The organism is Dermatophilaceae bacterium Sec6.4, from assembly GCA_039636865.1.
In the GTDB taxonomy this organism is placed as follows: domain Bacteria; phylum Actinomycetota; class Actinomycetes; order Actinomycetales; family Dermatophilaceae; genus Allobranchiibius.
Map to the genome: position 1 here is coordinate 2,580,509 of CP144172.1, position 25,548 is coordinate 2,606,056.

20 protein-coding genes and 1 tRNA gene are annotated in these 25,548 nt (G+C 66.2%); all 21 read right to left on the reverse strand.

Annotation, left to right across the window (positions count from 1 at the left end; genetic code table 11):
- Positions 1–2: 2 nt before the first annotated feature.
- Positions 3–581, reverse strand: a complete 579-nt coding sequence (locus V3G39_12295; GenBank protein XAS75439.1) for a GNAT family N-acetyltransferase — start codon at positions 579–581, stop codon at positions 3–5.
- Positions 582–699: 118 nt separating this feature from the next.
- Positions 700–1,416, reverse strand: coding sequence for an ABC transporter ATP-binding protein (locus tag V3G39_12300; GenBank protein ID XAS75440.1), 717 nt, complete (start codon positions 1,414–1,416; stop codon positions 700–702).
- Positions 1,413–2,255, reverse strand: a complete 843-nt coding sequence (locus tag V3G39_12305; GenBank protein ID XAS75441.1) for an ABC transporter ATP-binding protein — start codon at positions 2,253–2,255, stop codon at positions 1,413–1,415. Before V3G39_12305 ends, V3G39_12300 begins: the two co-directional genes overlap by 4 nt.
- Positions 2,252–3,940: a branched-chain amino acid ABC transporter permease gene (locus V3G39_12310; protein XAS75442.1), complete on the reverse strand. Its 1,689-nt coding sequence runs from the start codon at positions 3,938–3,940 to the stop codon at positions 2,252–2,254. Before V3G39_12310 ends, V3G39_12305 begins: the two co-directional genes overlap by 4 nt.
- On the reverse strand, positions 3,937–4,860 hold the full coding sequence (locus V3G39_12315; GenBank protein ID XAS75443.1) for a branched-chain amino acid ABC transporter permease: 924 nt from the start codon (positions 4,858–4,860) through the stop codon (positions 3,937–3,939). The genes V3G39_12310 and V3G39_12315 overlap by 4 nt, the downstream gene beginning before the upstream one ends.
- 103 nt (positions 4,861–4,963) lie before the next feature.
- Positions 4,964–6,142, reverse strand: a complete 1,179-nt coding sequence (locus tag V3G39_12320) for a branched-chain amino acid ABC transporter substrate-binding protein (protein ID XAS75444.1) — start codon at positions 6,140–6,142, stop codon at positions 4,964–4,966.
- A 196-nt stretch (positions 6,143–6,338) separates the two neighbouring features.
- A complete protein-coding gene (locus V3G39_12325; protein ID XAS78232.1) occupies positions 6,339–6,935 on the reverse strand; it encodes a response regulator in 597 nt (198 codons plus the stop codon).
- A gap of 154 nt (positions 6,936–7,089) precedes the next feature.
- Positions 7,090–7,172: transfer RNA gene (locus V3G39_12330), tRNA-Leu, on the reverse strand.
- Between the two features lie 53 nt (positions 7,173–7,225).
- Positions 7,226–8,680 (reverse strand): pyruvate kinase, encoded by a 1,455-nt coding sequence (gene pyk / locus V3G39_12335; GenBank protein XAS75445.1) that lies wholly within the window; start codon positions 8,678–8,680, stop codon positions 7,226–7,228.
- Between the two features lie 69 nt (positions 8,681–8,749).
- Positions 8,750–10,207: a glutamate synthase subunit beta gene (locus V3G39_12340; protein XAS75446.1), complete on the reverse strand. Its 1,458-nt coding sequence runs from the start codon at positions 10,205–10,207 to the stop codon at positions 8,750–8,752.
- Positions 10,200–14,714 (reverse strand): glutamate synthase large subunit, encoded by a 4,515-nt coding sequence (gltB, locus tag V3G39_12345; protein ID XAS78233.1) that lies wholly within the window; start codon positions 14,712–14,714, stop codon positions 10,200–10,202. Before gltB ends, V3G39_12340 begins: the two co-directional genes overlap by 8 nt.
- 245 nt (positions 14,715–14,959) lie before the next feature.
- Positions 14,960–15,919 carry a prolipoprotein diacylglyceryl transferase gene (gene lgt, locus V3G39_12350; GenBank protein ID XAS75447.1) on the reverse strand — a complete coding sequence of 320 codons (960 nt, stop codon included), beginning with the start codon at positions 15,917–15,919 and terminating at the stop codon, positions 14,960–14,962.
- Positions 15,916–16,716, reverse strand: coding sequence for a tryptophan synthase subunit alpha (trpA, locus tag V3G39_12355; protein XAS78234.1), 801 nt, complete (start codon positions 16,714–16,716; stop codon positions 15,916–15,918). Before trpA ends, lgt begins: the two co-directional genes overlap by 4 nt.
- A complete protein-coding gene (gene trpB / locus V3G39_12360) occupies positions 16,710–18,017 on the reverse strand; it encodes a tryptophan synthase subunit beta (GenBank protein ID XAS75448.1) in 1,308 nt (435 codons plus the stop codon). The genes trpA and trpB overlap by 7 nt, the downstream gene beginning before the upstream one ends.
- A complete protein-coding gene (trpC, locus tag V3G39_12365; GenBank protein ID XAS75449.1) occupies positions 18,014–18,814 on the reverse strand; it encodes an indole-3-glycerol phosphate synthase TrpC in 801 nt (266 codons plus the stop codon). Before trpC ends, trpB begins: the two co-directional genes overlap by 4 nt.
- Before the next feature lie 5 nt (positions 18,815–18,819).
- Positions 18,820–19,083 (reverse strand): HGxxPAAW family protein, encoded by a 264-nt coding sequence (locus V3G39_12370; protein ID XAS75450.1) that lies wholly within the window; start codon positions 19,081–19,083, stop codon positions 18,820–18,822.
- Positions 19,084–19,159: 76 nt separating this feature from the next.
- Positions 19,160–19,741 carry a Trp biosynthesis-associated membrane protein gene (locus V3G39_12375; GenBank protein ID XAS75451.1) on the reverse strand — a complete coding sequence of 194 codons (582 nt, stop codon included), beginning with the start codon at positions 19,739–19,741 and terminating at the stop codon, positions 19,160–19,162.
- The gene (locus V3G39_12380) at positions 19,738–21,282 is read right to left on the reverse strand and encodes an anthranilate synthase component I (GenBank protein XAS75452.1); all 1,545 of its coding nucleotides are present in this window, start codon (positions 21,280–21,282) and stop codon (positions 19,738–19,740) included. The genes V3G39_12375 and V3G39_12380 overlap by 4 nt, the downstream gene beginning before the upstream one ends.
- On the reverse strand, positions 21,279–21,635 hold the full coding sequence (gene hisI, locus V3G39_12385; protein ID XAS75453.1) for a phosphoribosyl-AMP cyclohydrolase: 357 nt from the start codon (positions 21,633–21,635) through the stop codon (positions 21,279–21,281). Before hisI ends, V3G39_12380 begins: the two co-directional genes overlap by 4 nt.
- Before the next feature lie 116 nt (positions 21,636–21,751).
- Entirely contained in the window at positions 21,752–23,587 is a 1,836-nt protein-coding gene (locus V3G39_12390) for an ABC transporter ATP-binding protein (GenBank protein ID XAS75454.1), read from the reverse strand.
- Positions 23,584–25,536, reverse strand: a complete 1,953-nt coding sequence (locus V3G39_12395; GenBank protein XAS75455.1) for an ABC transporter ATP-binding protein — start codon at positions 25,534–25,536, stop codon at positions 23,584–23,586. Before V3G39_12395 ends, V3G39_12390 begins: the two co-directional genes overlap by 4 nt.
- Positions 25,537–25,548 lie beyond the last annotated feature (12 nt).

Here is a 25,548-nt window from a genome sequence, read left to right on the forward strand (position 1 = left end):
CGTCAGAGGGTGCCGGCGACCTTCACCTTGTCCTGCGATCGGGCCCGCAGTGATCGGCGCTGGCGGACCGTTGCCGCGCCGGTGGGGTCGGCGTGACCGACGAGTGTGCGGCGCAATGACGCCGTCGAGGTCGTGCGGACGGTGAGAACCCCGGCGAAACCCAACTTGGCGAAGTACCGATTGGCGCTGCGTTCGGCGACGGGCACGAAACACACGACCTGCGCGCACCCCAGTTCTTCGGCGCGCTCACAGACCTGAACGAGCAGCGCCTTGGCAACCCCGGCTCCCCGATGTTGGGGGGACACCCACATCTGGTCGATCCACACAGCCTGTTCTTCGGCGAGCCCGGACAGCGGGCTGATCGTCGCGACGGCATATCCGGCGTCCTGCCCGTCACAGGTGGCCAGCAGGATACGTACGTCCTCCCGTGCCAGAGCGGCCTGCATCCGACCGTCGCGGGCCGCGCGCTGAGCCCACTGCAGGGTCTGCCCCGACTGGGTGCGCAGGGCGATCCAGAGCGGGATCAGGCGCTCCAGATCGCTTGCTTCGGCGATGCATACCTGCACTGTGGGACGAGTCATCGCCAAGCACCTCACGCGACGTGGAAACGGGACGCACTGACACTAGTGCCCGAACCTCGCAGTTGTTTGACGGGTTGCTGAATGCCGGGTCAGTCGGGTCGGGCGGTATAAGCCGCACTCAGTCCTCGCCGAGGTAGGCCTTCTTCACATCGTCGCTGACCAGGAGTTCGCGGCCCGGGCCGTCCAGGACGATCTTGCCGACCTCCAGGACGTACCCGTGAGTCGCCAGCTTCAGGGCAGCCCGCGCATTCTGCTCGACCAGCAGAATCGTCGTACCGCGCTTCTGCAGGGTCTGCACCGTCGTCATGATCTTCTTCATCATGATCGGCGACAGGCCCATCGAGGGCTCGTCCAGCATCAGCAGTTTGGGCCGGCTCATCATCGCCCGGCCCATCGCCAACATCTGCTGTTCACCGCCGGAGAACGTGCCGGCCGCCTGTTTGCGGCGTTCCGCCAGGATCGGGAAGAGCTCGTAGGCCTCGTCCAGATCGGCCTGGATGTTGCCCCGGTCCTTGCGGGCGAACGCACCCAGCATCAGGTTCTCCTCCACCGACTGACGGGGGAAGATGCGGCGCCCCTCGGGGGAATGCGCCAGCCCCATCGTCAGGATGGTGTGTGCGGGAGTCTTGTCGATCCGCTCCCCCAGGAAGCTGATCTCGCCCCCCGAGGGACGCAGCAGGCCCGAGATGGTGCGCAGCGTCGTGGTCTTACCGGCGCCGTTGGTGCCGATCAGGGTCACAACCTGCCCCTCGTCGACCGTGAAGCTGATGCCCTTGACGGCCGTGATCTTGCCGTAGGCAACCTTGAGGTTCTTGACCTCGAGCATGGGGCTCACGCCTGGTCCTCCACATCGTCGTCGTCGTCACCGGTGCCGATGTAGGCCTCGATCACCCGATGGTCGGACTGCACCTCGCCGGGCGTCCCCTCGATCAGCACCTCGCCGCGGACCAGACACAGGACCCGGTCACACAGGTTGAAGATGAACCGCATGTCGTGCTCGATCACCACGACGGCCCGACCGGTCTCCCGGATGCGGAAGATGAGGTCGGAGGCCTGCTGGGTCTCCTGCGGGTTCATCCCCGCGGTGGGCTCGTCCAGCAGGATCACCTTCGGATCGGTGGCCAACGCCCGGGCGACCTCCAGCCGTCGCTGGTCGCCGTAGGGCAGGTTGCGCGCGAGCATCTCAGTCGCGTGGCCCAGACCCACGAAGTCCAGCCAACCCTGCGCCTTCTCGCGCGTCTCGGCCTCCTCGCGACGGAACTTGGGACCGTGCAGGATCGTAGTCAGCACCCCGGAGCTGGTCCGGCAGAAGGTGCCGACCATGACGTTCTCCAACGCGGTCATATTGCCGAAGAGTCGGATGTTCTGGAAAGTTCTGGCCATCCCGGCCTCGACCACCTTGCGCGGCTTCGGCGGGATCTGGACCCCGCCCAGCTGCACCGAACCCGATGTCGGCTTGTACAGACCGGTCAGGCAGTTGAAGAAGGTCGTCTTACCGGCACCGTTGGGGCCGATCAGACCGACGATCTCCCCCTCGTGAACGGTCATATTGACGTCCTTGACGGCGGTCAGGCCCCCGAACTGCATCAGGACGTTGTCGGCCTGCAGCAGCACCTTGCCGGTGAACCCGCCATCGCCTCCCGCATGTCGCGGCTTCGTTGCAGCGGTACTCATGCGATTGCCTCCTGCTCGTCCAGGTGCTCGTGCCCGATGATGTCCGCCAATTCGTCGTCCTCTTCGTGGAATTCAAGCTGCCGACGCTTGCTGGCGATCAACCCCTCTGGTCGGAAGCGCATCATCAGGACCAGCGCCAGCCCGAAGATCAACAGGCGGTAGTCCTCGATGAAGCGCAACTTCTCGGGCAGCAGCTTCAACACCACCGCGCCCAACGCGACGCCGACCACGGTGCCCATCCCGCCCAGCACCACGGCTGCGAGCAGGAAGGAGGACTCCTGGAAGGTGTAGTTGTCCGGCACGACTGCCGGAGTCGAGTGTGCCTGCACCGCTCCGGCGATGCCTGCGAGGAATGCTCCCCCGGCGAACGCCAGGATCTTCAGCCCGAAAATGTTGACGCCCATGGCTTCGGCAGCCCGCTCGTCCTCACGGATGGCGATCCAGCCGCGCCCGATCCGACTGTTGTTCAGCCGGGAGAACACGGTGATGATCAGGGCCGCGACGAAGACCAACAGGATGTAGTAGTTGGAGTAGTTGGAGATGGTGAACGGCCCGAGATTGTGCGACGCGCCGAAGTTGAATCCGAACAGATTCAGGTCCGGGATACCGGCAATACCGTCCGAGCCGTGGGTCAGGTTCGGGCCGCTGATGCCGTCCAGGTTCAAGACGGCCTTGTGGAAGATCTCACCGAACGCCAGGGTGACGATCGCCAGGTAGTCACCGGACAGCCGCAACGTGGGCGATCCGATGATCAGACCGAGCACGGCCGAGGTGAGCCCGCCCAGTAGAGCGACCACCAGGAACGGCGGGTGCCATCCGATGGTGGCGCTGGCCGCATTCGACATCATCGCCCCGACGTACGCCCCGGTACCGAGGAACGCGATGTACCCCAGGTCCAGCAGGCCGGCCAGCCCGACGACGATGTTCAGTCCGAGCGCCGCGCACAGGAAGATCGCGATCTGCACCGCGATCGACATATTGGAGTCGGTGCCGTTCTGGGTGAGCGGGAAGAGCAACGCCACGACCAGTGCGCCGAGCATGATCACGGGGCGGTGACGCGATGCCGCCATCGTCAACCACGAGAAGTAGCCACCACGGAACAGGAGCGAGCCGAAGGTCGCGGCTGCGGTGAGGGATGCGAGGACCGATCCGCCGTCATCCCCGCGCAGTACGAAGGCAACCATGAACAGCAGGGCTGCGAGCGTGGCGGTGATGACGACGATTTCCAGCCAGGCGGCGCCGTGCACCTTCAGTTGGTTACGCACCTTGACCGGTGCCAGCAGCAGCGCGCCGGCGATCATGACCAGTGTCGCGACGAGCGCGACCCAGGCACCGGGATCCAGGTTGATCAGGCCGCCGGACTGGTAGGCGATGTTGTAGTCGATCAGTCCGATGAAGATGAAGGACCCGATTGCCAGGGATTTCGCGGCCGCGGGCGTGTCCCACCACGACATGGCCGCCGGGCGGCAGTACAGCAGGAATGCGTGGACCAGCCCTGCGGCTCCCATGATGATGGCCAGCTCCTGCAGCGGAGCCGGATTGCCGGTCAGCGACAGGTCCCCCAGAAGCTTCGGGTCGTAACTCCAGGAGAGCAGCGCTGCAACGATCAGCAGTACCGACCCACCGGTGAACAGGCCCTGCCCGATGGCGGGCTTGGGCGACATGGTGGCCAGTGGATTCTTCATGCGCGGTCCACCACCCGGGCTCCGAAGAGCCCTTCCGGCTTGAAGACCAGTACCAGAATCAACACGACGAATGCGTACACATCACTCCAGGCGTTACCACCGAATTGGCCAGGGATGTACTGCGTGGCCATGGCCTCGATGAGGCCGAGGATCAGGCCTCCTGCAACGGCACCCTGGATGTTGCCGATACCCCCGAGCACGGCTGCGGTGAAGGCTTTGAGCCCGGCGAGAAAGCCCATGGTCGAGGACACGTTGCTGTCGCGCAGACCTTGGGCGACTCCTGCGAGCGCAGCGAGAATCGCTCCCATCGCGAAGGCCGCGGTGATGATGCGGTCGACGTTGATACCCATCAGCCGGGCAGTGTCCGGATCCTGGGACACCGCGATCATCGCTTTTCCGGTGCGGGTCTTGGCAATGAAGATGTAGAGCCCGATCGCACTGACCGCCAGCAGCGCGAGGGTGAACAAGGTCGTGCGTTGGATGACGACACTGCCGATCGTCAGCGACTGACCGGTGACCCCGTCGATGCTGGGGTAAGGCACGTTGCTGGTGGCCCCCGGGTACCAGAGCTGGATGGCGCGCTGCAGCGCGATCGAGATACCGATCGCCGTGATCAGCGGGGCCAGCCGTGGCGCGTTGCGTAGCGGCCGGTAGGCGAATCGCTCCATGAGCAGGGCGACACCCACCGAACAGAGCGCACCGCCGATGATCATGACCGGCAACACCCACAGGCCGGTGCTCTTCTGACACACGACCTGCCAGGTCGCCAGGGACCCGAAGGCACCGATCATGAAAACCTCGCCGTGCGCGAAGTTGATCAGCTGCACGATGCCATAGACGACGGTGTAACCGACGGCAATCAATGCGTACAACGACCCGACGGTCAAACCGTTGAGCAGCTGCTGGATGAACTGAGTCATCAGGCTCCCAGTGTTGTCAGAATTGTCATTTTTTTGCGTGTTTGCGCAGTGACGCGAGGGCGAGAACCGACATGGTTCTCGCCCTCGCGCTACTGATGTGCGGTCAGAATTTGTCGGTCTTGGCGGCGACCCAGGTGCCGCCGGTCACCTTGTAGACGGTCAGCACCTTGTTGGTGGTGTCACCGAACTTGTCGAAGGCGACGTCACCGGTCACCCCGGTGACCTTCACGTCGGCCATTGCCTTGACGGTCGCTTCGCGGGCGTCCTTGGGGGACTTCGCATCCTTCAGCGATGTCTTCAACGCTTCGATGATCGCGTTGGCTGCGTCGTACGCGTACGCGCCGTAGCCGCCGGCTTCGGTGGAGAACCCACCCTTCTTGTAATCGGCCAGGAACGCCTTGCCGGCGGGGGTGCTGTCGGTGGGGGCGCCCACCGAGGTGGCGAGGTCACCCGTGCGGCCACCCAACTTGATGAACTGCGGGTCGTAGATCCCGTCGCCGCCCATCACGGGCACCGCCAGACCACCCTGCGCCATCTGCTTGGACAGCGGGCCGGCCTGCGGGTATTCACCGCCGTAGTACAGCGCCTGCGGGCTGCTCGGCTTGATCTGGCTGATCACGGCAGAGAAGTTCGTCTGCGTCGGGTCGATTGTCTGGGCGGCGGTGATCGTGCCGCCCTCCTTCTTGAATTCCTTCTCGAAGGCCGCGGTCAGACCGGCGCCGTACGCCTTCTTGTCGTTGATCGTGGCGACCTTCTTGATGCCCTGCTGGATGAGGTACTTCGCCGCGAACGGGCCCTGCACGGCGTCAGTGGTGCAGGTGCGGAAGTAGGTCGCGTACGGGCGCTTGTCGTTCACATTGCTCAACGCGACACCGGTGTTGGCGGGCGAGACCTGCACGATGTTCGCCTTGGCGAAGACCGGCTGCGTGCTGGTGGAGACACTGGAGTTCAGGTTACCGACCACACCGACCACGGTGGGGTCGCCGGCGAGCTTGGTGGCGGCGTTGGTGCCGACCTCGGGCTTGCCCTGATCGTCCTCGGCATCGACCTTCAGCGTCCAACCGGGGATCGTCTTCTTCTCGTTGGCCTGCTGGATGGCCAGTTTCACCGAGTTCTGAATACCGAGGCCGACTGCGGACAGGTCGCCGGTGAAGGGGGCCGTCACGCCGATGGTGGCCACCTTGGCGGTGTCGCCACCGCCGGCCTTGCTGGTGCCACCGTCGGTGCTGCGGCTACCGCATGCGGACAGTGCCAGCGCGCCGGCGATTACGGGGACACCCACCTTGATCAGGGTCGAACGCACGAGATTGCCTCCAGGAAGTAACGATCGGTCGCTGCGATCGCAGCGACTCGGATCTTATGTACCTGATCGGCCATTCAGTCATACCCAGCTGATTTTGATTCCTGTTCGTGATCTTTGAATTTCTATATATTCGCCTGTGCACGCAATCTGCTTTGCAGATCCGCGGCGACATTGATCAATCCCGAGCACGAGATCCCTCGATGATCGCGTCGGCCACCTCACGCATTCCGAGGCGTCGATCCATTGCGGCCTTCTGGATCCACCGGAAAGCGGCAGGCTCATCCAACGCCAAGTCACGCATCAGGATGCCTTTCGCCGCGTCCAGCCGTTTGCGGGTCGCCAGGCGATCGGACAGGTCGCCGATCTCGGCGCTCAGCGCGACCCGCTGCGCCCACCGCGACAAGGCGACCACGATGGCCGGTCCGAGGTCATCGATGGTGAACGGCTTGACGACATATCCCATGACGCCCGCGTCGCTCGCCCGGCCGACCAGGTCCTTGTCGGAGAAGGCCGTCAACATCACGACGGGCGCGAGCCCTTCAGAGCCGATCGTCTCCGCCGCTGTGATGCCGTCCAGGACCGGCATCTTGACATCCATCACCACCAGGTCAGGGCGCAGCAGCCGGGTCTGCTCGATGGCCGAGCGACCATCGCGTACGGCTGCCACGACGTCGTACCCGGACTCGGTGAGCATCTCGGCCAGGTCCATCCGGATCAGGGCCTCGTCCTCAGCGACGACGATCCGTGGGCGCGGCAGGGGCTCCGGCTGGATGGTTGCGCTGTCGTCGGCGCTGTCATCTGCGCTGTGGTCGGCATTGTCCTCGGTCACGAGACCGAAGCGTACTGACGTGATGTTTCGGCAATGAAAACTCGCGTCGGCCGGTTTTGCCTGTTCGGCTGGCTTTGTCTGTCAGGAGGTCATCAGGTGCCGGGAGCGGGATTCGAACCCGCACGCCCTCTCGAGCAAAGCATTTTGAGTGCTCCGTGTCTGCCATTCCACCACCCCGGCAAGGAGTGCGCGCGCAATTCTACGCATGCGCGCGCACCTGATACGACCAGGCGTCAATCGTTGGGGATTTCGGCGTACGCCGGGGCGACCTTGTTCTTGGCGTCGCCCATCTGGTGCACCCGCAACGCGTTCGTCGACCCGGGAATGCCGGGTGGCGAACCGGCGATGAGGATGACCAGGTCGCCCTCCTTGCTGAGTCCCAGCTCCAACAGGACGTCGTCGACCTGCATCGCCATCTGGTCGGTGTGCTTGACCTCGGGCACCAGGTAGGCGTTGACACCCCACACCAATGCCAGCTGGTTGCGAACCACCGGGTTGCAGGTGAAGGCCAGCATCGGCCGCGGGCTGCGCAGCCGAGCCAGCCGCAGCGCCGAATCGCCACTCGTGGTGAAGGGGATCAAATACTTCACACCGAGTAGTTCACCGATATCCGCGGCAGCCTTTGTCACTGCGCCGCCCTTGGTGTGCGGTTGCGTACCGAGCGGCGGGATGCGCTCCAAGCCGTGCTCTTCGGTGCTCTCGATGATGCGGGCCATGGTCTGGACCGCCACGATCGGCCATGCTCCGACACTGGTCTCACCTGACAGCATGATCGCGTCCGCACCGTCCAGCACGGCGTTGGCGCAGTCGCTGGCCTCGGCCCTGGTGGGTCGGGAGTTCTCGATCATCGACTCCAGTACCTGGGTCGCCACGATCACCGGCTTGGCGGCCCGCCGGGAGAGCTCGACGGCACGCTTCTGCACGATCGGCACCTCTTCGAGCGGCAACTCCACACCGAGGTCGCCGCGCGCCACCATGATCGCGTCGAACACGTCGATGATCTCCGCGAGATTGTCGACCGCCTGCGGCTTCTCGATCTTGGCGATCACCGGCACGCGGCGTCCCAGTTCGTCCATGATCTCGTGAGCGCGGTCGATATCGGAGGCGTCCCGCACGAAGGACAACGCAATGAGGTCGGCGCCGAGGGTGATCGCCCAGCGGAGGTCGGCCTCGTCCTTCGTGGACAGAGCCGGCACGCTCACGGCGACGCCGGGCAGGTTGATGCCCTTGTTGTTGGACACGGTGCCGCCCTCGACGACCTCGGTCACGATGTCCGTCGCGCTCACCTGCAGTGCGCGCAACGACACCTTGCCGTCATCGATGAGCAGCGAGTCACCGGGTGCAACATCACCGGGCAGACCCTTGTAGGTGGTCGAAACACGGTCCTGGGTGCCGTCGACCTCGTCCACGGTGATGGTGAACCGGTCCCCCACGGCAAGAACGACCGGACCGCCGGAGAAACGACCGGTGCGGATCTTCGGACCCTGCAGATCGCAGAGGATCGCCAGTGGGCGCCCGCTGTCCTCGGCAGCTTTTCGCAGGTTGTGGTAGACGATTTCATGATCTTCGTAGGCACCGTGGGAGAGGTTCAGGCGGGCGACGTCCATCCCCGCCTCAACCAGCTCCCGGCACCGCTCCGCGGAGGAAGTTGCCGGACCCAGAGTGCAGACGATCTTGGCTCTACGCATGATTTCGATCCTAATCAAGAGGCGTTACAGGATTCGTGACGTCCGCCGTACGGTCCGGTAACTTGCGCCTCAGACCACCAACGGTCGGTCGGTCGGCGCAATAGGTGCGGGCAGGTCCGATGAACCGGTCAGGTAGGCATCCACCCCACGGGCAGCAGCACGCCCTTCGGCAATGGCCCAGACGATCAGCGACTGCCCACGCCCGACGTCGCCGGCCACGAAGACACCCGGCTGGCTCGACATGAAATCGGCGTCCCGACGCACATTGGTGCGCTCGTCGAGCTCGAGGCCGAGTTGACTGATCAGCCCGTCGCTCTGCGGGCCGAGGAATCCCATCGCGAGCAGCACCAGCTGCGCCGGGATCTCCCGCTCAGAACCTTCGACCTCGACGAACCCGGCGGCAGTGCGCTCGACCTCGACGATCCGCAGACCGGCGAGATTGCCCGCACCGTCGTCCACGAACTCCTTGGTGTTGATCGCGTAGACACGCTCGCCACCCTCCTCGTGGGCGCTGGCCACGCGGTAGAGCATCGGGTAGGTCGGCCAGGGGTTCGCCTCCGCGCGCTCCTCGCCGGGCCGGGGCATGATCTCCAACGAGGTGACCGATGCAGCACCCTGCCGGTGCGCGGTGCCGATGCAATCCGCTCCGGTGTCACCGCCGCCGATCACGACGACGTGCTTGCCCTTCGCCGTGACCTGCCCGGGGGCTTCCTCACCCAGTGCGACCCGGTTCGCATCGGGCAGGAAATCCATTGCCTGCATGACACCGTTCAGGTCGTGCCCGGGCGCTGGCAGTCCGCGCCGCACGGTCGCACCCACGGCGAGCACCACTGCGTCGTACCTCGCCCGAAGTTCGGGCCCGGACAGTTCCTCGCCGATCTGCACACCGCAGCGGAACCGGGTGCCTTCGGCCATCATCTGCTCCAACCGGCGGTCCAGGACAGATTTCTCCATCTTGAACTCCGGGATGCCGTAACGCAGCAGCCCACCGGCCTTGTCCGCCCGCTCATAGACCGCGACGGTGTGCCCGGCGCGGGTCAACTGCTGGGCAGCGGCGAGACCGGCCGGGCCTGATCCGATCACCGCGACGGTCTTGCCGGTAAGGCGGTTCGGCAACTGAGGCAGGACGGCGCCCGCGGCGAACGCCTGCTCGATCGTGGTCAGCTCCACCTGCTTGATGGTGACCGCCGGTTCGCTGATGCCGAGCACGCAGGCGGTCTCACACGGAGCCGGGCACAACCGACCGGTGAACTCGGGGAAGTTGTTCGTGGCGTGCAACCGCTCGATGGCATCCGCCCAGTCCCCGCGCCAGGCGAGATCGTTCCACTCCGGAATCAGATTTCCCAGCGGGCAGCCGTTGTGACAGAAGGGGATGCCGCAGTCCATACAACGACCGGCCTGCTCCTGCAGGTCACCCAGCTGCTGCTCCTCATACACCTCTTTCCAGTCCCTGATACGCACTGGAACGGGTCGCCGTGCGGGCAACGCACGGTCGCGGACCTTCAGAAAACCTCGTGGATCAGCCACGGTTCACCTCCATGATTCGTTCCCACACCTGCGCGCCGTCGGGGTCCAACCCTTCGGCGTCGGCCGCTGCCCGCACGTCCAGCACCCGTTGGTAATCGCGCGGCAGCACCAGGCTGATCCGCGACGCCGACTCCGGCCAGGTCTGCAGCAACTTCTTGGCCACCTGCGACCCGGTCCATTCGTGATGGTCGCTGAGGAGTTTCTGGACGCGTTCCACGTCATCCTTGCGAAGCGCCATCACGTCCACCAGCTCGGTGTTGACGACCCGCTCGTCCAGATCCAGCACATACGCGAGTCCACCGGACATACCCGCCGCGAAGTTACGACCCGTCGAACCCAGCACCAGCACCGTTCCGCCGGTCATGTACTCGCATCCGTGATCACCGACCCCTTCCACGACGGCGAGGGCTCCGGAGTTCCGCACGCAGAACCGCTCCCCCACCTGACCGCGTAGGAAGAGCTCGCCGCTCGTGGCGCCGTACCCGATGACGTTGCCCGCGATGGAGTTGAGCTCCGGTACGAACACCGCGTCCCGCAGCGGTCGAACGACCACCCGGCCGCCGGACAGACCCTTGCCGACGTAGTCGTTGCCCTCACCGAACACCCGCAGCGTGATCCCGCGCGGTAGGAATGCGCCGAGCGACTGCCCCGCAGTGCCGGTGAGCGTTACGTCGATCGTGCCGTCGGCCAGACCCTCCGGGTAGCGTTTGGTCACCTCGTGTCCGAGCATCGTGCCGACCGTCCGGTTGACGTTGCTGACCGGCAACTCGATGCGGACCGGCGCCTGATCCAGCAGCGCGTCGCTGCTGAGGGTGATGAGCTGCTGATCCAGCGCCTTCTCCAGCCCGTGTTCCTGATCGACGGTGTGGTGGCGCGCGGTACCGGTCGGCACCGGCACGTCGGCCAGGATCGTGGACAGGTCCAAGCCCTGAGCTTTCCAGTGCGAGATGGCCTGTTCGGTGTCCAGGGCCCCGACCTGACCGACTGCCTCCTCGATGCTGCTGAACCCGAGCTGCGCCAGGATCTCGCGGACCTCCTGCGCGATGTATTCGAAGAAGGTCTGCACGAACTCCGGTTTGCCGCTGAAACGGGCGCGCAGCTCCGGGTTCTGGGTGGCGACACCGACCGGGCAGGTATCCAGGTGGCAGACCCGCATCATGATGCACCCGCTGACGACCAGCGGCGCACTGGCGAAACCGAATTCTTCGGCCCCCAGCAGCGCGGCCACCACCACGTCACGGCCGGTCTTGAGCTGGCCGTCGGTCTGCACCACGATGCGGTCGCGCAGGTTGTTCAGCAGCAGCGTCTGCTGGGTCTCTGCCAGGCCGAGCTCCCACGGTCCGCCGGCGTGCTTCAACGACGTCAGTGGGGCGGCACCCGTGCCGCCGTCGTGACCGGAGACCAGGACGACGTCCGCATGTGCCTTGCTGACCCCGGCGGCGACGGTCCCGACGCCGACCTCGGAGACCAGCTTCACGTGGATGCGCGCGGCCGGGTTGGCGTTCTTCAGGTCGTGGATCAACTGGGCAAGATCCTCGATCGAGTAGATGTCGTGGTGCGGCGGCGGGGAGATCAGCCCGACCCCGGGCGTGGAGTGGCGGGTGCTGGCGATCCAGGGGTACACCTTCGGCCCGGGCAACTGACCGCCCTCGCCGGGCTTGGCGCCCTGCGCCATCTTGATCTGGATGTCATCGGCCTCGGTCAGGTAGACCGAGGTCACCCCGAACCGGCCGGAGGCGACCTGTTTGATGGCCGAGCGACGTTCCGGATCCAACAGCCGGTCCAGATCTTCGCCGCCCTCACCGGTATTGGAGCGTGCGCCCAACCTGTTCATCGCGATCGCCAGGGTCTCGTGTGCTTCCTGGCTGATCGATCCGTAACTCATCGCACCGGTGGAGAACCGTTTCACGATCTGCTGCACGGACTCCACCTGATCCAGCAGGATCGGGTCGCGCCCGGAGTTGAAACGGAACAGTCCGCGCAACGTCATCAACCGGGACGACTGCTCATCGACACGGGCGGTGTACTGCTTGAAGATGTCGTACCGCCGCGCCCGGGTGGAGTGCTGTAGACGGAACACCGTCTCCGGGTCGAACAGGTGCGGCTCACCGTCCCTGCGCCACTGGTACTCCCCGCCGGTCTCCAGAGTGCGGTGCGGTGGCCGCTGGCCGCTGCGTGGATATGCAGTGGCGTGCCGGGCGGCGACCTCCTTGGCGATCACGTCCAGCCCTACTCCGCCGATCCGGGAGAAGGTACCGGTGAAGTAGTCGGCCACCAGCTCATCGGACAGACCCATGGCCTCGAAGATCTGCGCGCCCCGGTAGGAGGCCACGGTGGAGATGCCCATTTTCGACATCACCTTCAACAGCCCCTTGCCCAGCGCCTTGATCAGGTTCTTGGTGGCCTGTTCGGCGGTGATGTCCGGCAGTTCGCCGCGCCGCACCATGTCCTCCACCGACTCCATTGCCAGGTAGGGGTTGACGGCAGCAGCGCCGTAACCGACCAGCAGTGCGACGTGGTGTACCTCGCGCACGTCACCGGCTTCGACCAGCAGACCGACCTGGGTACGGGTCTTCTCCCGCACCAGATGGTGATGCACGCCCGCGGTCAGCAGCAGGGACGGAATCGGCGCGAAGTCGGCGTTGCTGTCCCGGTCGGACAACACCACGAAGCGGTAACCGTCCGCGATCGCCTGGCTGACCTCGGCGAAGATGCCCTGCAGGCGCGCCCGCAGCGCCGTCGCGCCGCCCTCGACGTTGTAGGTGCCCCGGATGACGTAGGTGCCGTACCCCGGGAAGTTGCCCTCCAGGTTGATATGCGCCAGCTTGGACAACTCGTCGTTGTCGATCACCGGGAACGGCAACTCGACCTGCCGGGCATGCTGCGGACCGATCTGCAGCGCGTTGCTCTCCGGGCCCATGAGGGTGCCCAGAGAAGTCACGAGTTCTTCCCGGATCGAGTCCAGCGGTGGATTCGTGACCTGCGCGAACAGCTGCGAGAAGTAGTCGAAGATCAGCCGCGGCCGCTGTGAGAGCACCGCGATGGGGGTATCCGTGCCCATCGAGCCGAGTGCTTCGCCACCCGTGCGTGCCATCGGAGCGAGCAGGATGCGCAGCTCTTCCTGGGTGTAACCGAAGGTCTGCTGACGGCGCTCGACCGATGCCGGTGTGTGCCAGACATGCTCGCGCTCGGCGAGGTCCTTCAGTTTGATGATGCCGGCCGTGACCCACTCGGCGTAGGGGTGCTCCGCGGCCAGCTGCGCCTTGATCTCCTCGTCTTCCACGATGCGACCCTCGGCGGTGTCCAGCAGGAACATCCGGCCCGGTCGCAACCGCCCCTTGCGCACCACGCGGGCGGGATCGAGCTCGAGCACGCCGGCCTCCGACGCCAGAACCACCAGACCGTCGTCGGTCACCGAATACCGGCCCGGACGTAGCCCGTTGCGGTCCAGCACCGCACCGATCAGCGACCCGTCGGTGAAGGTCACGCACGCCGGCCCGTCCCAGGGCTCCATGATCGTGGAGTTGTATTCGTAGTAGGCCCGCCGGGCAGCATCCATCGACGCGTGGTTCTCCCAGGCCTCCGGGATCATCATCAGGATGGCCGCAGGCAGGCTGCGGCCGGCCAGGTGCAGCATCTCCAGCACCTCATCGAACGACGCCGAATCTGAACTACCCGGCGTACAGACGGGGAAAGTACGCGACAGATCGCCCCGGAACACCCCGCTGGCCAGCATGGATTCGCGGGCGCGCATCCAGTTCTGGTTGCCCCGTACGGTGTTGATCTCGCCGTTGTGCGCGATCAGCCGGTAGGGGTGGGCCAGCTTCCAGGACGGGAAGGTGTTGGTGGAGAAACGCTGGTGGACCAGCGCGAGCTGGGTGGTGAACCGCTCGTCGGACAGGTCGGGGAAGAAGGGCTCCAGCTGCCCGGTGGTGAGCATCCCCTTGTAGACCACCGTCCGCGCGGACAGCGACGGGAAGTACACGTCGGTCTCGTGCTCGATGCGTTTGCGCAGACAGAACGCCATCCGGTCCAGCTCGACGCCGCCCGCGTCGCCGTCCGCGTCCGCGACGAACACCTGCCGGAAGACGGGCATCACATCCAGGGCGGCCTGTCCGACTCCCTCGGGGTCGATCGGCATCTCCCGCCAGCCGAGCACCTGCAGACCCTCTTCGGCGGCGAGCTGCGCAAAGCGCTCGCCGATGTGCCACTGGGCGTCAGGATCGGTCGGCAGGAAGGCAATCCCCACGGCGTACCGGCCCTTCGCCGGAAGCTCGAATGCGCAGACACCACGGAAGAACTCATCAGGGATCTGGGTCAGCACGCCCACGCCGTCGCCGACACTCGCGTCGGCACCGGTGGCGCCGCGGTGCTCCAGATTGCGCAGCGCGGTCAGCGCATGCTGCACGATGTCGTGACCGGCCCAGCCGCGCATCGTGGCCACCATGGCAACCCCGCAGGCGTCGTGCTCGTAGCGCGGGTCGTAGAGACCCTGTGCCGGTGGCATCGAGGAGAAGGGGCTCTGCTGCGCAGAACTTGTACTTTTCTCCGGAAAATCGATGGCGTCGCTGAGGGTCATCTGGCGCACCGTTCTGTGGTCGTCGTACGCCCATGGGAAACAGGCGCAAAGGGCTGATCGAAGATGTCTGGACCGGCGCGCTGCGAATTCACGCACGCGCATCGGCGACATCACTGCCCGGCAGGACGACGTTGGCCGGCGGGAGCATCAGACTAACGGTGCCCCGCCGAAGTTCACAAGGTGGACTTGCCCGTCTCACCCTTCGAGACGGTGGAGGGGGCGTCGCCGCCCTGTTCCGGAGCGTCGCCAACGCCGTCTGCGGTACTCACCGTGCCCGCCGTGCCCGCCGGAGACGCGAGACCTTCCCGGATGCCGTCAGGGTGGCGCCGTCCCATCATCACGAACAGCACCGCACCGCCCAGGAAGACCAGGATGGACACCCAGACGTTGACCCGCTCACCCAGGATGTAGTTCGCCGGGTCGGTACGCATCAGCTCGAAGACGATGCGCCCCATCGGATAACCCATGATGTACAACGCTGTTGCGCGCCCCCGGCCCAGCAGGACGCGGCGGTCGATCACCAGGATCGCAATAGCGACGAGCAGTACCCAGATCGATTCGTACAGGAAGGTCGGCTGGTAGTAGCCGAGGACGACGGCCTTCCCGCCGTTGTAGACCGCATGACCGCGCGCCGAGTCCCACTCGTAGATCTGCAGTTTCCACGGCAGGTTGGTCAGTCCGCCGTACAACTCGTTGTTGAAGTAATTGCCCCACCGACCCATTGCCTGCGCCAGCAGGATGCCCGGTACGGCCGCATCGGCGAAGTCCAGGAAAGAGATGCCGGCCTTGCGGGCCCCGATCAGACCGCCGACCGCGCCGAGTGCGACGGCTCCCCAGATGCCCAGCCCGCCCTGCCAGATGGCGAACGCGTCCAGCGGGTGACCGCCCTTACCGAAGTATGGGCCGGGTGAGGTGATGACGTTGTAGAGCCGCCCGCCCACGATGCCGAACGGGACGGCCCACCACGCCACCGTGTAGATGTCGTCGACCTTGCCACCGCGCGGGATGATCCGGCGCCCCGCAACCCATACCGCAGCGAAGATTCCGGCCAGAATGCACAGTGCGTACCCGCGAATGGGCAGCGGGCCGATCCACCACACCCCGTGCGTCGGGCTGGGCAGGTAGCTGTTCACGAACGACGGACGCCGTCAGCCAACTGACCGGTCAGGGTCCGCAGGTCCGCCAGACCCGCCGCGGCGGTGTCTGCGTCCAGCAACTGACGAACCAATGCCGATCCCACGATGACACCGTCCGCGAACTGGGCGACTTGGGCGGCCTGGTCAGGGGTGGAGACCCCCAGACCCACGCAGATGGGCAGGTCGGTGACCGCGCGGGTGCGCTCGACCAGCACCTGAGCCTGGTCACCGACGGTGGCGCGGGCGCCGGTGACGCCCATCAGCGACGCCGCGTACACGAAGCCTCTGGTGGCCGCCGTCGTGCTCGCCAACCGTTGCGGCGTCGAACTGGGCGCAACCAGGAAGATCCGGTCCAGGTCGTACTCGTCGCTCGCAGCAATCCAGTCGCCGGCCTCGTCGGGGACCAGGTCGGGGGTGATGAGGCCGCTGGCTCCGCTGTCACGCAGCGACGCGGCGAACTGCGACACGCCGTACCGCAGCACCGGATTCCAATAGGTCATCACGACTGCCGCACTGCCTGCATCGGTGATCGCCCACGCTGCCTGGAAGACATCGCTGACCCGGACGCCGTTCTCCAGCGCCCGTGTCGCGGCAGACTGGATGACCGGGCCGTCCATCAACGGGTCGGTGTAGGGCAGACCCACCTCGACGATATCGGCGCCGGCATCTGCCATGGCCACCATGGCCTCGATCGATCCCTCGACAGTGGGGAACCCCACGGGGAGGTAGCCGATCAGAGCCGCCCGCCCCTCCTGCCGGGTGCGTGCGAGCACTTCACTGACACCGGTCACGATTCACTCTCCCCGCCACCCGTGGCGGCATCTACGTCTGCGGGCCGCGGCGAATCCGCCGACGGTGTCGTCGCGTCATCATCGATCAACCCGAACCAGGAGGCCGCGGTCTGCACGTCCTTGTCACCCCGGCCCGAGAGATTGACCAGGATCACACCCTCGGGGCCCAGTTCGCGGCCCACCTGCATGGCGCCCGCCAACGCATGGGCGCTCTCGATCGCCGGAATGATGCCCTCGGTCTGGGACAGCAGCCGGAAGGCCTCCATCGCGTCCACGTCGGTGACCGCGCGGTATTCGGCCCGCCCGCTGTCGCGTAGGAAGGCGTGCTCGGGTCCGATGCTGGGGTAGTCCAGGCCGGCCGAGACCGAGTGCGAATCGACGGTCTGGCCGTCCTCGTCCTGCAGGACGTAGGTGTAGGCGCCGTGCAGCACGCCCGGCTGTGCCTGACCGCTGAATCGCGATGCATGCCGACCAGAGGCAACGCCCGCGCCGCCACCTTCCAGACCCACCAGTCGTACGTCGGCGTCGTCGATGAAGCGATGGAAGATACCCATCGCGTTGGAGCCACCGCCGACACAGGCCAGCACGGCGTCCGGAAGGCGGCCGTGTTCATCGAGCATCTGAGCGCGTGCCTCGACGCCGATGATGCGGTGGAAGTCGCGGACCATCTCGGGGAACGGATACGGACCGGTCACGGTGCCGAGCACGTAATGCGTGCCGTCGACGTTGGCCACCCAGTCGCGGAACGCCTCGTTCACTGCATCCTTGAGGGTCCGCGAACCGTGCTCGACCGGCACGACCTGCGCACCGAGGAGCCGCATGCGCGCGACGTTCAGCGCCTGCCGCTCTGTATCGACCTTGCCCATGTAGACAATGCACTCCAACCCCAGCAGCGCGGCCGCCGTCGCCGTCGCGACACCGTGCTGCCCCGCGCCGGTCTCGGCGATCACGCGCGTCTTACCCATCCGACGGGCGAGCAACGCCTGACCCAGCACATTGTTGATCTTGTGCGAGCCGGTGTGGTTGAGGTCCTCCCGTTTGAGGATCACCCGCGCTCCCCCACAGTGCTGCGCGAACCGCGGAACACTCGTCAGAATGCTCGGCCGCCCCGTGTAGGAGCGGTGCAGCTCGGTGAGTTCGCCGATGAAGGCCGGGTCGGCCATTGCCGTGGTCCGGCATTCATCCAATTCCTCCAGCGCCGCGACCAGAGCCTCGGGAACATACCGGCCACCGAACGCCCCGAACCGGCCCAGGCCGGGTGCAGGAGCGGTCTTGTTGACGGGTTGCGGTGAAAGAGTGGTCATACGGGCACCTCACGGCCTGCGTCGATTAAAATTTGTGCGGTCTCACGGGGCGATCCACCGATCACCAGTGCCTCGCCGACCAGCATTGCGTCGGCACCTGCAGCAGCTATCACGCGTACGTCGGAACCGGTGGCAATACCACTCTCGGCGACCTTGATGCGGTCGGTGGGTAGCAGTGGCGCCAGGCGCGCGAACGCGTGCGGGTCGACGTCCAGTGTCTTCAGATTCCGGGCGTTGATCCCGATCACAGCTGCACCCAGATCCACCGCCCGAGTCAGTTCCACCTCGTTGTGCACCTCTACCAGCGCCGTCATGCCGAGGTCGCCCGCCTGCTGGTACAGATCGCGCATCAGGGTGTCGTCCAGGGCAGCGACGATCAGCAGGATCAGATCCGCTCCGTGCGCGCGTGCCTCGGTGACCTGGTAGGGGTCCACCATGAAGTCTTTACGCAGTACGGGCACGGCGACCCGGGCTCGGACAGCGTCCAGATCGGCGAGCGACCCCCCGAAGCGGCGTTGTTCGGTCAGTACCGAGATGACGCTCGCGCCACCGGCCTCGTAGGCCGCAGCCAGGTCGGCGGGGTCCGGGATATCAGCCAACTCGCCCTTGCTGGGGCTGCGTCGTTTGACTTCGGCGATCAACGCAACAGACCCAGTGCCGCCCAGCGCGCTCTGCGCGTCCAGTGCGGGAGGCAGCTGCGCTGCGACCCGCGACAACTCGCTGAGGTCGGTGTCACGTCGACGCGTCGCCAGGTCCTCGCGGACCCCGGAGATGATGTCGTCCAGAACGGTGCCCACGTAGGTCAGTGCACTCCGGTCTGGGCCTGGGTCGGTAGGTCGCGGGTGTCCTGCTCGCCCGGCGCCTTCAGGGCGGGTGCGCCGAAACCCGCAGCGCTGAGCCCTTTGCCCACCACGATGGCGATCACCACGAGGATCGCCCCGGCGATATCCAGCCAGGTCTGGTCGAAGCCCACCCCCAGCGAGATCAGCAGGGACGCCACGATGAGCAGACCGACCATGCTCCAGGCCGCGACACTGTGCCCGTGGTTTTCGTGTTCCTCGGCCATCGATCGTGCTCCTTTTAAATCAGTGCCCCTCATGCTGCGCAGGACCGCGCGGCACCGGTGACCGTAGGACATTCTGTCAGGCTGAGTGAGCCCCATCGTCCCGTGGGTCATCGACGGTCGGATCCTCGCCGGCGCTGAGCCGGTCCCACGCCGAGGTCTGGGCGACCTTCGCCGTCGGGGCGTCGTACCTGCTGGACAAACCGTTCCACCGCCGACCCCCGATTCCGGCCTGGATCGCGACGGCGACCAGCACGGCCGCACCGAGAACTGCGACCCACGGCCAGAAGGTCAGCGAGCCGTTCACCACGGCTTCGCCGGTGCGACCGGTGGACGTCGCAGCACGGGCACGCACCACCGCTGCCGGGTCGTTGACGACCAGGAGTGCGCCGATCATGGCCAGCACTCCCGCCAGCGCGGTGGCGAACGTTGCGATCAGGCGGGCGATCCGACCCGCTGTCAACAAGGCGATGACGGCCGCCGCCCCCATCAATGCGCCCGCCGGAACCAAGGGCGCCGCACCGGAGCCACCGATCGCCACCTTCGACTGCTCCAGCACCGCGTCGGCGATATTTCCGTGCACCCATGTTCTGCTGGCTGCCAGCAACAGCAGCAGCACCGCGACCAGTCCGAGGAAGAAGACGGACCGTTTGCTGGTCATGACACCCCCCGCATGCCCTGCGCCATCGCCACGGCGCGTAGCGCAGCCCTGGCCTTGTTCCAGGTCTCCTGATACTCACTCTCCGGCACTGAATCGGCCACGATGCCGGCACCGGCCTGTACGTACGCGACGCCGTCCTTGATGACCGCGGTGCGGATGGCGATCGCCAGATCGGCATCCCCTGCGAAGTCCAGGTATCCCACGACGCCGCCGTAGACACCCCGCCGAATACCCTCGTATCGGTCGATCAGCGCCATCGCGCGGGGTTTGGGGGCGCCGGACAGAGTGCCGGCAGGGAAGGTCGCGACCAGTACGTCGTACGCGGTCAACCCCGAGCGCAACTGGCCGACGACGGTCGATTCCAGGTGCATGATGTGGCTGTAGAAGCGGGTCTGCATGAACTGGACGGTCTCGACGCTGCCCGGCGCGCACACCCGCTGCAGATCATTGCGCGACAGGTCGACCAGCATCAGGTGTTCGGCGCGCTCCTTGGGGTCGGCGACGAGTTCACTACTGAGTCGCTGATCGTCCTCGGGGGTCTTGCCGCGCGGTCTGGAACCGGCAATCGGGTGGGTGGTGACGCGTTGCCCTTCGACCTTCACCAGAGCCTCCGGACTCGACCCGACGATGTCGTAGGTCGAGCCGTCGGCCAGCGGCACCCGCAGCAGATACATGTAGGGACTCGGGTTGCTGGCGCGCAATGCCCGGTAGACGTCGAGTGCGTCGGCCGTGCACGGAACGCTGAACCGTTGGGAGACCACGATCTGGAAGGCCTCACCGGCGCGGATCGCTTCCTTGGCCTGCTCGACCATGTCGTGGTACTGCCCGCGCGTATGGGTGCTGACCGGCTCGCGCTCGAGCACCTCGGGCGCCGACACCGCACTGCGGGCAGGTCTGGTCAGATCCGCCTGCATCCGCTCGACCCGGGCCACCGCATCGAAGTAGGACCGCTCGACACCCTCGGGGCGGCTGTCGTAGTTGACGGCGTTGGCGATCAACAGGATCGACCCGTCACTGTGGTCCAGGACCGCCAGGTCGGTGGCCAGCATCATGCTGATCTCGGGCAGCCCGAGCTGGTCGCGACCCGTATCGGGCAACGCCTCGAACCGGCGCACGGCGTCGTAGGTCACCACGCCGACCATCCCACCGGTCAACGGCGGCAGACCGGGGATTCGCGGGGTCGCCAACTCTGCCAGCGTCTCCGTGAGTGCCCGTGCCGGATCGCCTGCTGTCGGTACCCCCACCGGGGGTGACCCGATCCAGTGCGCCTGGCCATCGCGCTCGGTGAGGGTGGCGCGACTGGCGACCCCGACGATGGAATAGCGCGACCAAACCCCGCCGTGCTCGGCGGACTCCAGCAGGAAGGTGCCCGGTTCATCGCGCGCCAACTTGCGATAGACCCCGAGAGGGGTCTCGGCGTCGGCGAGCAGACGTCGTACGACGGGGATCACCCGACGGTCGCGGGCCAGCTCGGTGAACACCTCCAGCGAGGGCCAGTCCTGCCCGAACGGGGTCTCGGCATGCAGCCCGGTGATGTTCATCGCGGATCTCCGGCGACCAAGCGGTGGAAGCAGCTGCGTTCGCCGGTGTGGCACGCCGCGCCGACCTGCTCGACCCGCAACAGCAGCGCGTCACCATCGCAGTCCAGAGCAGCAGACTGCAGGTACTGGACGTGGCCGGAGGTGTCGCCCTTGCGCCAGTATTCGCCCCGGCTGCGCGACCAGAACGTCACCCGTCCCTGCGCCAGGGTGCGACGCAATGCCTCGTCGTCCATCCAGCCCAGCATGAGCACCTCGCCGGTGTCGTGCTGTTGGACGATTGCCGCCACCAGTCCGTGGTCGTCGCGTTTGAGAGAAGCCAACAGGTCAGCAGTGGCGAGGGGGGTTGCAGACACCCCGCCATTGTGCCGTTGCGGTCCGGACCTCGCCGAATCGACCGTCGTCCCGCTTTTTGGACATGCTCAACGGGGCACATGTGCCCCGTTGAGCATGTCCAAATCGTGAGATGGGTTCAGCGGGACTGCTGGGCCGTCCACGACGCATGCATCCGGGCATAGACGCTCCCGGCCTGCGTGACCAGCTCGGCATGCGGTCCACGCTGCACCACCCGCCCACGATCGACGACGACCACCTCGTCGGCGGCTTCGGCGGTGGACAACCGGTGCGCGATCGCAATCGAGGTGCGACCGCGCGAGAGGCTCTCCAGGGCACGTTGGATCGCGACCTCGGTCGCGGGGTCCACTGCGGAGGTCGCCTCATCCAGGAGCAGCAGATCCGGGCCGGCCAGGTAGGCCCGCACCAACGCGACGAGCTGACGTTCGCCGGCAGACAACGACTCACCGCGTTGACCCACCGCTGTCGCGAGCCCGGCGGGCAGCCCGGCGAGCCAGTCACCCAGGCCGAGGATCCGGAATGCCTCGCCAACCTGCGCGTCGGTGATCTCCGGTCGCGCGAAACGCACATTGTCGACCAGTGGGGCATCGAACAAGAAGCCCTCCTGCGGAACGAGCACCACACGGGACCGCAACGAGGGGAAACGGATTCGACGTACGTCGACCCCGTTGAGCAACACGGTGCCACTCACCGGATCCATCAGTCGGGTGAGCAACTTGCCGATCGTGGTCTTGCCGGAGCCGGTCTCCCCCACGATCGCCACCCGAGAGCCGGGCGCAAGATCCAGGTCGATGCCGTGCAGCACCTGCGGGCCGCCGGGGTAGGCGAAGTCGATACCGCGCAGCTGTACCCGTACCGGACCAGCGGGCAGGTCGACTCCGCCGGCGCCGGGATCGGGCACATCGGCGGGCGTGTCGATCAACCCGATCACCCGACGCCATCCAGCGACCGCATTCTGCAGCTCGTTGAGGTTCTCGGTCGCGGTCTGCACCGGCTGGGTGAACAAATTGACCAGGAAGAGAAAAGCCACCAACTCACCCAACGAGAGTCGCCCGTGCGCCGCGAGCACCGTACCCACCGCCAAGGAGGAGATGGTGGTGATGCCGGCGACCAGCTGTCCGGTGACGAAGGCGCTGACCGTGCGGACCTGGGCGTTGATGGCAGACAGGCGGTGCGCCTCGACCGCAACGTCGACCCGCTCCGCCGTCCGGTCCTCGACCCCGTACGCGCGGATGGTCGTTGCCCCGACCACCGATTCGGAGATCGCGCCGAGCATGTCGCCGACCCGCTCGCGAACCGCAAGATAGGCGCGGCCGACGACCGCCTGGAAGCGGCGCAGCAGGATGAACAACGGGATGAAGCAGAGCCACACCACCCCGGTGAGCTCAGGACTGTAGAAGAGCATCAGCGCACTCGCGATGAGGATCTGTGCGCTGGAGACGATCAAGGTCAGACCGCTGGACTGCACGAACTTGGAGATCTGATCCACGTCACTGGTCACCCGCGACACCAGTGAGCCGCGCCGTTCGGAGCTCTGGGTGAGCATCGACAGATCGTGGATGCGTCGGAAACCGGTGATCCGCAACGTCGCCAGGCCACTCTCGGAGGACCGGAAAAGTCGCAGGTTGACCGCGTACGACGCGAAGCTGGTCACTACGACGGCAACCGCCACCAGCAGCACGAAACGCAGCACCAACCCCACGTCGGGCCCGCCCTTCGCCAGGATCCCCTTGTCGGTGGTCTGCTGCACCGCGACCGGCACGAGTACCTGCCCGAGCGTGGCGAGCAGCGCCAGCCCAAGAGTGATCGGGGCGCCGCGGCCCAGCTCCGGGGAGATAGCGAGGCCGCGCTTGAGGATGCTCCAGGTGCTCAGGTGATCGGTATCACCGACGCCTGCTGTCCGGGCGTCAGGGACTGCAGCACCGGTGGCGGCCTTCGTGGGGGCGGCGCTCATCGCTGATGCGCCGTCTCGTCGAACAGGTCCAACTCCAGATCGGCTTCGTTCGATTCCGCCTCGGCCATCTTGGCGCGGTCGACCAGCTTGGCCCGGTCGGCGAGTTCGGCTCGGTGCTCGACGTCGTCGGCGTACGCGCTGACGATGTGTGCGTACGGAGTACACCGCTGCATCAGCTCCAGGTGGGTGCCGGTGTCGACCACCCGGCCGCGTTCGACGTAGACGACTGCGTCCGCGAGGCAGATGGTGGACAGCCGGTAGGCCACCACCAGGGTGGTGCTGTTGCTTCCGCGTTGCGCTGCGTCGGCGCGTAGTCCGTCCAGGATTGCGACCTCCACTGTGGGATCCACCGCCGAGGTGGCGTCATCGAGTACGAGCAGGTGAGGGGAGCGGATCACAGCGCGGGCCAGGGCAATCCGCTGACGTTGCCCACCGGACAGGGTGGCGCCGCGTTCGCCGACGCGGGTATAGAGGCCGTCGGTGAGCTCACCGACGAACCCGTCGGCCTGCGCGACCCGCAACGCCCGCTGCACATCTGCGTCGTCGTACCCGCCACCGAGGGTGATGTTGCCCAGCACGGTGTCGTCGAAGAGGAAGGTGTCCTGCGAGACCAGGGTCGCTGCCGCGCTGATCCCGTGCCGACGGACGTCGGTCAGGTGGATCCCGTCGATGAGCACCACCCCGGAGCTCGGGTCGACGAGTCGGAGGGCGACGTTGGTCAAAGTGGATTTGCCCGAGCCGGTCGGGCCCACCACCGCGGTCAGCGAACCAGCCGGCAGATCGAGCGTGACGTCATGCAGCACCTGTACCCGGGTGGTGGGCTTCTGCTCTGCCTGCCCTGAGAGGTTCGCGTGCCCACCGACCTCGTAGGAGAAGTCGATATGGCCCATTGCGAGTGCGCCGGATCCGTCGGAGGGAAGGTCTTTGCGCCCGTACTGCATCGACCCTTGAGCGGACAGCACCGTGTCTACCCGGCGCCATCCGACCAGGGTGATGGGCAGGTTGCCGAGTACCCACCCGATCGAGCGCACCGGGAAGGCAAGCAGGGAGAACAGGTACGCGACCTGTACGACATCGGCGGCGCTGAGGTCTCCGGACTGCACCCTCGCCGTACCGACTGCGAGCACCGCGAGGGTGCCGAGGGTGGGGATGGCGTCGATGACCGGGTCGAAGATGCCCATCACCCGACCGACCTCGATCGCGGCGCCGCGCAGCTCGTTGGTCCGCTCGGCGAACCGCTGCGTCTCCTGGTCCTCGCGGCCCATGGATTTCACCACGAGCGCGGCCTCGATGCTCTCGTGGGCGACCTCGCTGACCTCCCCACGTAGCTGCTGAGCCCTGGTCGCCCGGGGCGAGACCATGGCCCGGAAGACCGTGTTGACCACGAACAGCGTCGGAAACACCAGCAGGCCTATCAGCCCGAGCCAGATGTCGATCCGCAGCATCTCGGTAACACCGACGATCAGCATCACCACGACGCCGAGGGCCAGCGGCAACGGCTGGAAAATCCCCCACGCAGCCTCCACATCGGCATTCGCGTTCGAGAGCAGCTGACCCGAAGGGTGGCGGTGATGCCAGGACAGTGGCAACCGCAGGTACTGCCGGGTGACCTGGCGGCGGTAATCGGCGTTGAGGTTGTAATAGGCCACCCCGGCTCCGACCCGGCGCAGCACGACGCCGACCGCGATCAGCAGCACCACGATTCCGAGTTGCCACACGATGGTCCACACCTGGCCGGCGGTCACCCGTCCCGCCTGCACAGCGGGTGTCACGACGCTGCTGATCAGGTGACCGATCACCCGGGCGGTGAACACCGTCATCACGCCGTAGAGGACCGATCCCACCACCGACACGGCCAACGCGCGTGGCTGCCTGCGGAAGCCCGTACCCACGATGCGTAGCACCGGACCGAACGACCGCGTCGTGGAAGGTGCATCGGTCGAAGACATATGTACCAGTAT

Excerpts from the sequence above, each read along its gene's own strand:
- V3G39_12380 (XAS75452.1), bottom strand. The coding sequence starts at position 21,282 with ATGAACATCACCGGGCTGCATGCCGAGACCCCGTTCGGGCAGGACTGG.
- V3G39_12310 (XAS75442.1), bottom strand. The coding sequence starts at position 3,940 with ATGAAGAATCCACTGGCCACCATGTCGCCCAAGCCCGCCATCGGGCAG.
- V3G39_12315 (XAS75443.1), bottom strand. The coding sequence starts at position 4,860 with ATGACTCAGTTCATCCAGCAGCTGCTCAACGGTTTGACCGTCGGGTCG.
- V3G39_12305 (XAS75441.1), bottom strand. The coding sequence starts at position 2,255 with ATGAGTACCGCTGCAACGAAGCCGCGACATGCGGGAGGCGATGGCGGG.
- V3G39_12395 (XAS75455.1), bottom strand. The coding sequence starts at position 25,536 with ATGTCTTCGACCGATGCACCTTCCACGACGCGGTCGTTCGGTCCGGTG.
- V3G39_12375 (XAS75451.1), bottom strand. The coding sequence starts at position 19,741 with ATGACCAGCAAACGGTCCGTCTTCTTCCTCGGACTGGTCGCGGTGCTG.
- pyk (XAS75445.1), bottom strand. The coding sequence starts at position 8,680 with ATGCGTAGAGCCAAGATCGTCTGCACTCTGGGTCCGGCAACTTCCTCC.
- V3G39_12295 (XAS75439.1), bottom strand. The coding sequence starts at position 581 with ATGACTCGTCCCACAGTGCAGGTATGCATCGCCGAAGCAAGCGATCTG.
- gltB (XAS78233.1), bottom strand. The coding sequence starts at position 14,714 with ATGCCACCGGCACAGGGTCTCTACGACCCGCGCTACGAGCACGACGCC.
- V3G39_12390 (XAS75454.1), bottom strand. The coding sequence starts at position 23,587 with ATGAGCGCCGCCCCCACGAAGGCCGCCACCGGTGCTGCAGTCCCTGAC.
- trpB (XAS75448.1), bottom strand. The coding sequence starts at position 18,017 with ATGACCACTCTTTCACCGCAACCCGTCAACAAGACCGCTCCTGCACCC.
- V3G39_12370 (XAS75450.1), bottom strand. The coding sequence starts at position 19,083 with ATGGCCGAGGAACACGAAAACCACGGGCACAGTGTCGCGGCCTGGAGC.